This is a genomic window from Streptomyces sp. NRRL F-5755 (assembly GCF_001279365.1).
GTDB lineage: Bacteria > Actinomycetota > Actinomycetes > Streptomycetales > Streptomycetaceae > Streptomyces > Streptomyces rimosus.
In genome coordinates, this window is the sequence record NZ_LGCW01000010.1 from 19,786 (window position 1) to 31,594 (window position 11,809).

General features: G+C 72.3%; 8 protein-coding genes. 5 read left to right on the forward strand and 3 right to left on the reverse strand.

The genetic code is table 11. From position 1 onward, the window contains the following. Positions 1-67 precede the first annotated feature (67 nt). The 3 genes from ADK86_RS02400 (at position 68) to ADK86_RS02405 (ending at position 3,269) form a co-directional block, all read left to right on the forward strand. A complete protein-coding gene (locus ADK86_RS02400) occupies positions 68-1,876 on the forward strand; it encodes a lytic transglycosylase (protein WP_053695031.1) in 1,809 nt (602 codons plus the stop codon). Positions 1,877-2,126: 250 nt separating this feature from the next. Further along, positions 2,127-2,261, forward strand: a complete 135-nt coding sequence (locus ADK86_RS42020; RefSeq protein WP_106982258.1) for an SPW_0924 family protein — start codon at positions 2,127-2,129, stop codon at positions 2,259-2,261. Positions 2,262-2,279: 18 nt separating this feature from the next. After that, on the forward strand, positions 2,280-3,269 hold the full coding sequence (locus tag ADK86_RS02405) for a DUF3068 domain-containing protein (RefSeq protein ID WP_053695032.1): 990 nt from the start codon (positions 2,280-2,282) through the stop codon (positions 3,267-3,269). Here the strand turns inward: ADK86_RS02405 and hrpB are convergent. Next, a complete protein-coding gene (hrpB, locus tag ADK86_RS02410; RefSeq protein WP_053695033.1) occupies positions 3,256-5,823 on the reverse strand; it encodes an ATP-dependent helicase HrpB in 2,568 nt (855 codons plus the stop codon). The genes ADK86_RS02405 and hrpB overlap by 14 nt on opposite strands. A 199-nt stretch (positions 5,824-6,022) precedes the next feature. After that, complete coding sequence (locus tag ADK86_RS02415) at positions 6,023-6,865, reverse strand: class I SAM-dependent methyltransferase (RefSeq protein ID WP_053695034.1); 843 nt, start codon at positions 6,863-6,865, stop codon at positions 6,023-6,025. A 374-nt stretch (positions 6,866-7,239) separates the two neighbouring features. Here ADK86_RS02415 and rpsA point away from each other — a divergent pair, with 374 nt between their 5' ends. After that, a complete protein-coding gene (rpsA, locus tag ADK86_RS02420; protein WP_003983922.1) occupies positions 7,240-8,751 on the forward strand; it encodes a 30S ribosomal protein S1 in 1,512 nt (503 codons plus the stop codon). 139 nt (positions 8,752-8,890) lie between these two features. Here the strand turns inward: rpsA and ADK86_RS02425 are convergent, their stop codons facing one another. Beyond that, positions 8,891-9,889 (reverse strand): right-handed parallel beta-helix repeat-containing protein, encoded by a 999-nt coding sequence (locus tag ADK86_RS02425; protein ID WP_053695035.1) that lies wholly within the window; start codon positions 9,887-9,889, stop codon positions 8,891-8,893. 227 nt (positions 9,890-10,116) lie between these two features. Between ADK86_RS02425 and ADK86_RS02430 the strand changes: the two genes are divergently transcribed. After that, positions 10,117-11,757 (forward strand): flavin monoamine oxidase family protein, encoded by a 1,641-nt coding sequence (locus ADK86_RS02430; protein WP_053695038.1) that lies wholly within the window; start codon positions 10,117-10,119, stop codon positions 11,755-11,757. Positions 11,758-11,809: the final 52 nt, after the last annotated feature.

Genomic DNA, 11,809 nt, shown 5'->3' on the forward strand with positions numbered 1-11,809 from the left:
GGGAGCGCCGGGGAGCGCGCTACGGCGCCGTGCGCGCGGTGGATCAACGCTGAGGGGACGGGCACAGATGGCAGCCACATTCGGGCGGCGGCTCCGCAAGGGAGCGGCCTCGACTGCGGTGGCGGCGCTCGCGCTGGCCGCCTTGACCGCATCCCAGGCCCCGGGAGCGGCCGAGACCAGGACCGGCAGCGAAACCAAGGATCCGGCGTCGGCCGGTGACACCCCCATCGACGGCGGCTCGCCGTACTACACCGACCTGCCGCCTCTCAACAGCCCGGTGCCGCCCGGCGGTTCGCACGGCTCCGGCGGCCCCGTCGTCACCGGCCCGGCCGAGGCGGGCATACCCGCCACCGTCCTGGACGCGTACAAGAAGGCCGAGGCCGGGGTCGCGCAGACGCAGCCCGGCTGCCGGCTGCCCTGGCAGCTGCTCGCCGCCATCGGCAAGGTCGAATCCGGCCACGCCCGCGGTGGCGCCGTGGACGCCGAGGGCACCACTCTCCAGCGGATCACCGGCCCGCAGCTGAACGGCAAGGGCTTCGCGATGATCGCCGACACCGACCACGGTGTCTTCGACGGCGACACCACGCACGACCGCGCGGTCGGCCCGATGCAGTTCATCCCCTCGACCTGGTCCAAGGGCGGCCCGGACGGCAAGGGCTGGGGCGCCGACGGCAACGGCGACGGCCTCAAGGACCCCAACAACATCTACGACGCGGCCCTCGGCGCCGGCCGCTACCTGTGCGCCAACGGCCGCGACCTGGGCACCCAGGGCGATCTGGACAAGGCCGTCCTCGGCTACAACCCGTCGCGGGAGTACCTGAACACGGTGCTGTCCTGGCTCGCGTTCTACCGCAAGGGCACCCACGAGGTCCCCGACGGCAAGGGCCTGCTGCCGGTCCACCGCAGCCCCGTGGGCAGCGGCAAGGGCGTCGGCCCGGCCCCGGGCGCCGGGCCCACCCCCGGCCGTACGACCGGACCGGGCGCGGGCCGGAGCGGCAACACGGCCCCCAAGCCGGGCGGCAACGGCAGCGGGAAGCCGGGCGGCAGCAAGCCGACGACCCCGCCCAGCACCCCCGGGCCCAAGCCCGGCGACCCGACGAAGCCGCCCACCACGCCCCCGACCAAGCCGCCGACGAAGCCCACCCCCGCGCCCGTCGCCGCGCTGGAGCAGGCCGGCGCCAAGGACCTCACCGCCACTGCGGGCGAGGACTTCGGCCAGATCGTGCGCGTACGGGCGAAGGACACCGCGGGCAAGCCGGTCGCGGGCGTGCCCGTCGAGTTCCGTATCGTCGGCGAGACCGGCGCCCGCTTCCCGGACAAGGCCGACCACGTCACCGTACGGACCGGTGCCGACGGCATCGCCACCGCGCCCCGTATCAACGCGGGCGACAAGGCGGGCAGTTTCACCGTCCGGGCGACCGCGGTGGGCCGCAAGGTGCCCGCGTCCGAGGTCGGCGCCACCGTCAAGGCCAAGCCGGTGCCCGCCCCCAAGGCCGACGCGCTGGCCCGTACGTCCGACGCCAAGCTGACGGCGAAGGCCGGCACCGCGTTCGCCGAGGGTGCCGTCGAGGTCAAGGCCACCTACCAGGGCAAGATCGCGGCGGGTGCCGCGGTGACCGCGACCATGGTCACCGACGACCCGAAGCACCCCGTCGAGAACGACAAGGGCCCCTACTTCGCGGGCGCCGAGGACAAGGGTGCAGGCAAGGACGCGGACAAGGAGAAGCGGGTCCGCAGCCTGACACTCAAGACGGGTGCCGACGGGCTGCTCAAGCTGCCGGAGATCCGCACCGACCAGCACGCGGGCACGTTCCTGCTGCGTCTGACCACCGCCGACGGCGCGGTCCTGACCGTCGAGCTGACCGTCACGCCGTAACCACCGCGCCACCGCATCGCACCACACAGCCACCGCCGTCCCGCTCCCGCCCGAGCCGGACGGCGGTGGCGGTTTTGCCGCCGGACGGCCGGGAGCTGTCGGTGCAACGTGTTCTCATCTGCGCCGCCCGTTGCTACGGTGCCCCCGCCCCTGACGCCCTATCAGTTCACCGGAGCCCGCGACACGGCACGCGCCCGGCCCCGGGCGCACGGCACGCCGCCCCGCACCGCGGCTCCCCGGGAGGCCGAGCATGCGCGCATTGACAGCCGCCGCGATCGGACTGGCCGCGGCCTTCGCCCTCGTCCTCGCCGTCACCGCGGCCGGCGCGCCCAGTGGCGAGACCTCCCCGGAACCGCTGCGCACCACCGTCCCCGCACACCCCTGAGGGAGGGACGCCGCCGCCATGCGACGCAAAGCCAGCCTGGTCCTGCTCGCGTTCGCCGTCTTCTTCGCCGCACTGTCCCCGCTGCTGCGCTGGTACGCCTTCCCGCGCCTCGCCAAGATCCCGCCGAACCAGTACCGGACCACGGTGCTGGAGGCGAAGCCCGCCACCCTCCTCGACTACGGCACGATGCGGGCCCGGCAGGTCCCCAAGATCTCCATCGTGCAGACGCTCAAGGGCAACGTCGAGGAGTCCGAACGCATCGAGAAGACCGCCGGCCGGGACGTGGTGGTCTGGGACGCGCTCTCGCACGTCGCCGGACCCGACGGCAAGATGGTCTCCCAGATCCCCGAGCGCTACATCTTCGACGCCCACACCCAGGAACCCGTGCACGCCACCGGCGAGATGGTCGACGGCGATCCCGTACGGCGTACCGGCATCGAGTACAAGTGGCCGTTCCTCACGGAACAGCGGGACTACGACTACTTCGACGCGCAGACCCGCACCAGCGCCCCCATCCACTACAAGGGCGTCCGCACCTTCCGCGGCCTGGACGTCTACTACTTCGAGCAGACCATCCCCTGGACCAAAGTGCCCTTCCCGAAGAAGCTGCCGGTACAGGGCATCACCTCGGAGGCCGTCGCGCAATCCGGCACCACCCGGTGGTACAGCACCAAGCGGATGTTCTGGGTGGAGCCGGTCACCGGCGCGCCCGTCAACGGGGAGGAGATCCACCGGGAGGAGCTGCGCGGCGGCGCCCTCGTGCCCGGCGGCAAGGTCACCGCCTTCTCCGGGCACGTGAAGATGCGGCCGGACTACGTGACCGCCACGGTCGACCTCGTCACCTCCCAGCGCCGGCTCGTCCTGCTCCTCACCAGCTACCTCCCGTGGGGCTTCCTCGCCCTCGGCGCCGCGCTCCTCACGCTCGGCCTGGTCCTGGAGGCCCGCGGACGGCGCCCGGAGCAGCGCGGTACGGAACCGGACCGCTCCGAACGGGTCAGCCCCGCCTGAGCCGCGCCGTCGTATGCCGGGTCGGCTGCGCGCCGGCCGGGTCCTCCGGCCAGGGGTGCTTCGGATAGCGGCCGCGCAGCTCGGCCCGTACGGACCGGTAACCGTCCCGCCAGAAGGACGCCAGGTCGGCCGTCACGGCGGCCGGGCGCCCGGCGGGCGACAGCAGATGGACGAGTACGGGCACACGCCCGTCCGCCACCCGCGGGGACTCCTGCCAGCCGAACAGCTCCTGGAGCTTGACGGCCAGCACCGGCTGCTCGCCGCCGTAGTCCACCCGTATCCGCGACCCGCTCGGCACCTCGATACGCTCCGGCGCCAGCTCGTCGAACCGCACCGCCGCACCGCTCGCCCACGGCAGCAGCCGGGACAGCGCCTGGCCCGCGTCGATCCGCTCCAGATCGGCGCGCCGCTTCGCGCGGCCCAGCTCCACGCCCAGCCATGTGTCGAGCCCGGCCAGCAGCGCCGCGTCCGACACGTCCGGCCACTCGCCGCCCAACTCCCGGTGCAGGAACGCCATCCGGTCCCGCAGCGCCCGCGCGCCGTCGGTCCAGCGCAGCAGCCCCGGGCCCTCCCGGCGCAGCCCGTCCGCCAGCGCTTCCCGTACGAGGCCAGGGGCGGGGGAGCGCAGCGGGCGGGCGACCAGTTCGACGGCGCCGAGCCGCTCGACGGAGCGGGCCACCACGTCCCCGTCGGCCCAGTGGACCTCCTCGCCCGCCGCGTACAGCGCCCCGGCCGCCGTCCGCGCGGTGTCCTCGTCGATCTCCGCCGCCAGCCGCACCCGCGCGGACGCCGCCGCCACGGGCCGGTCGGCGACCGCCACCGCCAGCCACGGCGCGCTCCGCAGCCGCGATCCGTCCCCCAGTTCGGCGCCGGTACCGGACGCCATCAGGAACGCGCCCGCGCCCCGGGCCCGCGCCACCCGCTCGGGGAACGCCAGCGCGGCCACCAGACCGGCGGCCGCGTCGTCGGAGCCCTGCGCCGCCTCGGGGGCGGGTTCCGTACGTGTGCCGCCCGTGCCCGCCACCGCCGAGGCCAGCCTGCGGGCCTCCTGGCGCCAGCGGGCGCCGTACGCGTCCTGCCCGCGCCGGGCCGTACGCCACGCGGCGGCCAGATCGTCCCCGTACTCCCGCGGCGGCTCCTCGCTCAGGAGCGCGACCACCTCCGCCGCGCGCCGGTCGCCGATCCGGCGCGCGCCGTCCAGCAGGGCGCGCGCGAGGCGCGGGTGCAGGCCGAGCCGGGACATCCGTACGCCACGGTCCGTGACCCGGCCGTCCGCGCCCACCGCGCCGATCGCGGTCAGCACCTCGCGCGCGGCGGCCAGCGCGCCCGCGGGCGGCGCGTCGAGCAGAGCCAGACCGGCCGCGTCCGGATCACCCCAGCAGGCGGCCTGCAGCGCGAACGCGGTGAGGTCCGCGACCTTGATCTCCGGCGCCGGGAAACGCGGCAGCCGCGCGTCCTCGCCCTCGGACCAGCAGCGGTAGACCGTCCCCGGCGCCTCGCGCCCCGCCCGCCCCGCACGCTGCCGCGCCGACGCCTGCGAAGCCCGTACGGTCGTCAGCGCGCTCAGCCCGCGCGCGTGATCCGTACGGGGCTCCCGCGCCAGCCCGCAGTCCACGACCACCCGTACGCCCGGCACCGTCAGGCTCGACTCGGCCACCGACGTCGCCAGCACCACCCGCCGCCCGGAGCCGCCGGACAGCACCGCATCCTGTACGGCGGCCGACGCCCGCCCGTGCACCTGCAAAACCTCGGTGCCGTCACCCGCCACATCGCCCAACTGCCCCGCCACCCGCGCGATCTCCCCCACGCCCGGCAGGAAACAGAGCACATCGCCCGAGCGCTCGCGCAGCGCCCGCCGCACTGTCGCCGCGACGTGCCCGAGCAGCGCCGGATCGACCCGCATGCCGTGCGCGGGCCGCACCGGCCGCTCCGGCGGCGCCCAGACGACCTCCACGGGGTGCGCGACCCCCGCCGCCTCCACCACCGGGGCCGGGCCGCCGTCCGCGCCGCCCCCGCCCAGCAGCCCGGCCCAGCCCGCCGCGTCCGTCGTCGCCGAGGCCGCGATCAGCCGCAGCTCCGGACGGAGCGTGGCCCGTACGTCCAGGAGGAAGGCGGCGGCGGTGTCGGCGTCCAGGTGCCGCTCGTGGCACTCGTCCAGCATGACCGCGTCGACACCCGACAGTTCGGGGTCCCGCTGCAACCGTTGCAGCAGCACACCGGTGGTCACGACCTCGACGACCGTACGGGGGCCCACCCGGCGCTCGCCGCGCACGGTGAAGCCGACCCGTTCACCCACCTGCTCACCCAGCAGCCACGCCATCCGGCGGGCGGCGGCGCGGGCCGCGATCCGGCGCGGCTCGGCGACGATCACCCGGCAGGGACCGGTGGGGGCCTCCGCCCCGGTCAGACCGGCCAGGGCCAGCGGCACCAGCGTCGTCTTGCCGGTGCCCGGCGGCGCACACAGCACCGCCGCGCCATGCCCGTCCAGCGCTTCCTGGAGCGCGGGAAGGGCGGTGCGTACGGGGAGCTGGGCGAGGGCGTCGTGGCGGATCACGTCACCAGTTTCCCGGACCGGGCTGGGATGGTGGTTCCCGGACCGGTCTGTGACGGCCGGTGGTGGATCGGTCCGTGGGGTGGTTGGGGCCGTGGTGGTTGGGGCAGTGCTGGTCGGGGTCGGCCATTCCGTACCGGCCGGTCCCGACCCGACCGGCACCAGCTGTTCCGTACCGGCCGGTGCCGAACCGTTCCTCCGGTCAGTCCGCCACGCAGACGAAGATCGCCGTACCGGGGATCAGGTTCCCGCGCAGCGGCGACCAGCCACCCCACTCCTGGGAGTTCCACTCCGGCCACTCCGGCTCGACCAGGTCCACCAGCCGGAAGCCCGCCGCGATCACGTCCCGCACCCGGTCGCCCAGCGTCCGGTGGTGCTCCACGTACACCGCGCGGCCCGTCGCGTCCTGCTCCACATAGGGCGTGCGGTCGAAGTACGACGCGCCGACGCTCAGCCCCTCCGGGCCCGGCTCGTCGGGGAAGGCCCAGCGGATGGGGTGGGTCACCGAGAACACCCAGCGCCCGCCCGGCCGCAGCACCCGCCGCACCTCGCGCAGCACCCGCACCGGATCGGCGACGAAGGGGATCGCCCCGTACGCGGAACAGGCCAGGTCGAAGGAGGCGTCGCGGAAGGGCAGCGCGCCGGCGTCCGCCTCGACCAGCTCGACCGGCACCGACACGCCGGGCGCCGGGCCGTCGGCCTCCGCTCCCGTACCGATGCGCAGCGCGTGCTGAAGCTGGCGGTGCGAGAGGTCGAGCGCCACCGGGCGGGCGCCCTGCGCGGCCAGCCAGCGCGAGCACTGGGCCGCACCCGCCCCGATCTCCAGGACGCGCTGTCCCTTCAGTTCCGCCGCCGGCCCCAGCAGCCCGGCCTCCGCCTCGTCCAGCCCCTCGGGACCCCACACGAAACGGTCGTCCCCCAGGAACGCGCCGTGCTCGTTCTGGTACTCGTCCGCGTTGCGGTCCCACCAGCCACGGCTGGCCCGGCTGCTCTCCGTGTCCGAGGCGGCACGTCGTGTCGCCTCCGGCTCGTACTCTTGGATCATCGCGCCCGTCGTCGTACTCTTCGCTGAGCTTGTGGCCGCCGGTCTCGGCGAGGCCCCGTTGGCCTCGCGGAACATGGCGTGTGCCGGTTATGGGGCGTTCCGCCCCGGGTGTGCGCCTTCGCGCATTGACCGTGTCCGGCTGCCCCCGTATGCTACAAGTTGCGCTGCGGGCCTGCGCACCTCAGACGGAGCAGGTCGCGCTCGCATCTGTATGTATGTCCCCTCGGTTTTCGGGACGCTGCCGGGGCTTCGGTTGGTTCGAAGTTCCTCGGTTCACGCGTCCCTGACGCTGTCCGGTCTTATGCAGAAGCGATACAGGCTCCCGGCGTAGCAGTACCTACGACTTCAATGTCCGTACCGGAGCCCTTTCCCACATGACGAGCAGCACCGAGACCACCGCCACCACCCCGCAGGTTGCGGTCAACGACATCGGTAACGAGGAAGCCTTCCTCGCCGCGATCGACGAGACGATCAAGTACTTCAACGACGGCGACATCGTCGACGGCGTCATCGTGAAGGTCGACCGGGACGAGGTCCTGCTCGACATCGGTTACAAGACCGAAGGCGTTATCCCGAGCCGCGAGCTCTCGATCAAGCACGACGTCGACCCCAACGAGGTCGTCGCCGTCGGTGACGAGATCGAGGCCCTTGTTCTCCAGAAGGAGGACAAGGAAGGCCGCCTGATCCTCTCGAAGAAGCGCGCCCAGTACGAGCGTGCCTGGGGCACCATCGAGAAGATCAAGGAAGAGGACGGGATCGTCACCGGTACCGTCATCGAGGTCGTCAAGGGTGGTCTCATCCTCGACATCGGCCTCCGTGGCTTCCTGCCGGCCTCCCTGGTCGAGATGCGCCGCGTGCGCGACCTGCAGCCCTACGTGGGCAAGGAGCTCGAGGCCAAGATCATCGAGCTGGACAAGAACCGCAACAACGTGGTCCTGTCCCGCCGTGCCTGGCTGGAGCAGACCCAGAGCGAGGTCCGCCAGACCTTCCTCACCACCCTCCAGAAGGGCCAGGTGCGCTCCGGCGTCGTCTCCTCCATCGTCAACTTCGGTGCCTTCGTGGACCTGGGCGGCGTCGACGGTCTGGTCCACGTCTCCGAGCTGTCCTGGAAGCACATCGACCACCCGTCCGAGGTCGTCGAGGTCGGCCAGGAGGTCACGGTCGAGGTCCTGGACGTCGACATGGACCGCGAGCGCGTGTCCCTGTCGCTCAAGGCGACCCAGGAAGACCCGTGGCAGCAGTTCGCCCGGACCCACCAGATCGGTCAGGTCGTCCCGGGTAAGGTCACCAAGCTCGTGCCGTTCGGTGCGTTCGTCCGCGTGGACGAGGGCATCGAGGGCCTGGTCCACATCTCCGAGCTGGCCGAGCGCCACGTGGAGATCCCGGAGCAGGTCGTCCAGGTCAACGACGAGATCTTCGTCAAGGTCATCGACATCGACCTGGAGCGTCGCCGGATCTCGCTGTCGCTGAAGCAGGCCAACGAGTCCTTCGGCGCCGACCCGACGGCGGTCGAGTTCGACCCGACCCTGTACGGCATGGCCGCGTCCTACGACGACCAGGGCAACTACATCTACCCCGAGGGCTTCGACCCCGAGACCAACGACTGGCTGCCGGGCTACGAGGCCCAGCGCGAGGCGTGGGAGACCCAGTACGCCGAGGCGCAGCAGCGCTTCGAGCAGCACCAGGCCCAGGTCATCAAGTCCCGCGAGGCCGACGAGCAGGCTGCGGCCGAGGGCGCGGCGGCCCCGGCGGCCGGCGGCAACGCCGGTGGCGGCAACGTCTCCGGTGGCTCGTACTCCTCGGAGTCGACGGACAACTCCGGCGCCCTGGCGTCGGACGAGGCCCTGGCCGCGCTGCGCGAGAAGCTGGCCGGCGGCCAGAGCTGAACGCGTCAGCCGGTAGGCGCTGACCGGGTTTCCGGCAGCGGCCGGTAGGACATGGAAGGCCCGCTCCCTTCGGGGGCGGGCCTTCTTCGTGTTCGGGGGTGGGTGGTTGGAGGCAACGTTCGCGGGGGTGGGGGCCGGGTTATCCGACCGGGACGCCCGGAGTGGCGATTCCGCGGCCGCCGGTGACCTTGTTGTCGGCGGTGATCGTCACCGGGCAGCCGGCCGCCTGGTAGTTGGTGATGTGGAAGCCGTAGCGGTCGGGGCCGGTCGCGCCGCTGAGGTCGGAGCGGTTGTTGCGGAAGACCGTGCCGCAGCCCCAGCCCGGCTGCTGGCTGTGCGTCTCGTAGCCGTTGTTGCGCGTGTGCCTGCCGGTGTTGTCCTCCACCAGGACCTGGTTGCCCTTGATGTCGGCCCATGAGTCGTCGTAGTGCGCCCCGGTCAGCCCACTGCCGTCGAACGTGTTGCCGATGATCTTCGCGCCGGTCGTGCCCTCCTTGATGTCGATGTTCTCGCCGCCGACGCCGGGCCCGATCGTGTTGTGCAGGATCTGCACGTTGTCGCTCCTGTCCCCGGTGCCGCCCGCGCTGCCGACGTACACCCCCTCACCCATGCCCCGGCCGTCCCGCCCGGTTTCGTAGATCTTCGAGTTCTTGAGGACGCCGTCCCTGCTGGACTTACGGAAGTGCACGCCCTCCATGTCCAGCCCGTGCACGGTGACCGAGTCGAGAACGACGCCCCGCGCCGCGTCCGCCACGATGCCCTTCTGGCCGCCGGTGACGGTGATGCCCCGGACCGTCCAGTACGAGGCGCCGTCCAGATGCAGCCCGTAGCCGCCGCCCGCGCTCAGGACGGCCTTGGCGGAGCCGGTGAGGGTGATCCGCGAGGAGGCGCCGGCCGCGGTGGTGGCCCGGAAGTTGCCCTTGTACGTACCGTCCGCGAGCCGGATGGTGTCGCCCGGCCTGGCCTCCGACAGTGCGCTCTTGAGCTGGGCCGGGGTGGAGACGTCGATGGTGCGGGCGGTGGTGGGTGCGGCGGCGGTGGCGGGGGCGTTTCCGTGGGCCGTGGTGGAGGTGGCCAGTAGGGCGCCGATGGCCAGCAGGGCTGCGGTGGTGAGTGGCCCAGGGGATCGCTTTCGCATCTGTGTGCCTTCCTGTACGTGAACGGGGATCGTCAGCGTGAACAGGGAACGGAGGTGAAGGTAGCACTTGTCGATGGGTGGTCAACCTCTCGGTCAAGGTGGGGCGTTGGGGTTCCGCGGTGCCGGAGTGAGGCGCCGTCGCGGGCATCCCTGGGGCGCGGATTCACGTCTTATCGGTCGACACGGTCCATAAGCATGAGGACGGGTATTCATACGGGGGTATGGACATGTCAGGGTTTGAACCAGGGGATTTCAAGCGACGTGATTTCCTGCGCGCCGTCGGCGTCACCGGCGGCGCCGGGGCGATGTTCGCCACGATGGGCGCGCTGGGACTGGCGCCGACCGCCGAGGCAGCCGCAGCCGAACCGGCCTTCACCGCGCCGCGGGCGAGCGACTTCACGCTGACGGGAAAGGCCGCCGCCAAGATCGTGATCGTGGGCGGCGGCATCGCGGGCCTCGCTGCGGCGTACGAACTGGGCAAGGCCGGATACGACTGCACCGTACTGGAAGCCCAGGACCGGACCGGTGGGCGCAATCTGACCGTCCGGGGCGGCGACGCGGTCGTCGACACTTACGGCACCCAGCAGACCGCGCGGTTCTCCGACGGCCACTACATGAACACCGGCCCCGCCCGCATCCCGCAGTGGATGATCACACTCGACTACTGCCGCGAACTCGGCGTACCGCTGGAAGTGTTCACCAATGTGAACGCGAGCGCGTACATCCATACCTCGCGTACCTCGGGTACGGCGTCCGGCGGCGGCCCGGTCCGCTTCCGTACCGCCAAGGCCGACATGTACGGCTACGTCTCCGAACTCCTGGCCAAGGCCACCGACAAGGGCGCCCTGGACAAGGAGCTGACCGCCGACGACCGCGAACGACTCCTGGAATTTCTGCGGGACTTCGGCGACATCGGCGGGCGGGTGACCGGCGATCCCGCCAAAAGCTGGCGCTATACGGGCAGTACGCGGCGCGGCTACCGCGTGGACCCCGGCGCGGCCGGCACACCCGGCACGGTCCTCGGCCCGGTCCCGTCCGTGTCCGACGTCCTCGCCAGCGGCGTCGGCCGCGCCTTCTCCTTCGAGTTCGGCTACGAACAGGCGATGCTGATGTACCAGCCGGTCGGCGGCATGGACCGGATACCGCGGGCACTCACGCGGGCGGTGGGCGAGCGGAAGATCCATACGGGCGCGGTGGTCACCCGTATCACCGAGAAGACCGACGGCGTCACCGTCACCTACACCCACCAGGGCCGCACCCGCACGCTCGACGCGGACTACTGCATCGCGGCGATGCCGCCCCACCTCCTCGCCCGCGTCCCGCACAACCTGGGCGGCGCGGTGCAGAGCGCGCTGGAGGCGTGCAAGCCCGAGTCGGCGGCGAAGCTCGGCCTCGAATACCGCAGCCGGTGGTGGGAGGACGATCACCGGATCTACGGCGGGATCACCAACACCGACCTGGACGTCGGCGTCATCTGGTACCCGTCGTACGCCTTTCATGCGGAGCGCGGCGTCGTCATCGGCTACTACAACTTCGGGCGGGACGCCGACGCGTACGGGAAGCTGTCGCCGAAGGAGCGCGAGCGGCGCGCCGTCGCGCAGGGTGTCAAGATCCACGGGCCGAAGTACCGTACCGAACTCCTCAGCTCCTTCTCCCAGCACTGGCGCCTGATGCCGCACGTCGAAGCCGCCTGGCACAGCCTGGAGGGCGGCCCGGACGCCGCCCGCTACGCCGCTCTCAACAAGCCCGCCGGCCGCGTCTACTTCGCGGGCGATCACCTCAGCCACACGGTCGCCTGGCAGCACGGGGCGTTCGCGTCGGCGCGGAAGGTGGTGGGGGAGGTGCATGGGAGGGTGCTGCGGGGGTGAGGGGTTGGTGGGTGGTGGGTGAGATGGGCGGTGAGTGAGGTAGGTGGGGGTG

Excerpts from the sequence above, each read along its gene's own strand:
- ADK86_RS02400 (WP_053695031.1), top strand. The coding sequence starts at position 68 with ATGGCAGCCACATTCGGGCGGCGGCTCCGCAAGGGAGCGGCCTCGACT.
- ADK86_RS42020 (WP_106982258.1), top strand. The coding sequence starts at position 2,127 with ATGCGCGCATTGACAGCCGCCGCGATCGGACTGGCCGCGGCCTTCGCC.
- ADK86_RS02405 (WP_053695032.1), top strand. The coding sequence starts at position 2,280 with ATGCGACGCAAAGCCAGCCTGGTCCTGCTCGCGTTCGCCGTCTTCTTC.
- ADK86_RS02415 (WP_053695034.1), bottom strand. The coding sequence starts at position 6,865 with ATGATCCAAGAGTACGAGCCGGAGGCGACACGACGTGCCGCCTCGGAC.
- rpsA (WP_003983922.1), top strand. The coding sequence starts at position 7,240 with ATGACGAGCAGCACCGAGACCACCGCCACCACCCCGCAGGTTGCGGTC.
- ADK86_RS02425 (WP_053695035.1), bottom strand. The coding sequence starts at position 9,889 with ATGCGAAAGCGATCCCCTGGGCCACTCACCACCGCAGCCCTGCTGGCC.
- ADK86_RS02430 (WP_053695038.1), top strand. The coding sequence starts at position 10,117 with ATGTCAGGGTTTGAACCAGGGGATTTCAAGCGACGTGATTTCCTGCGC.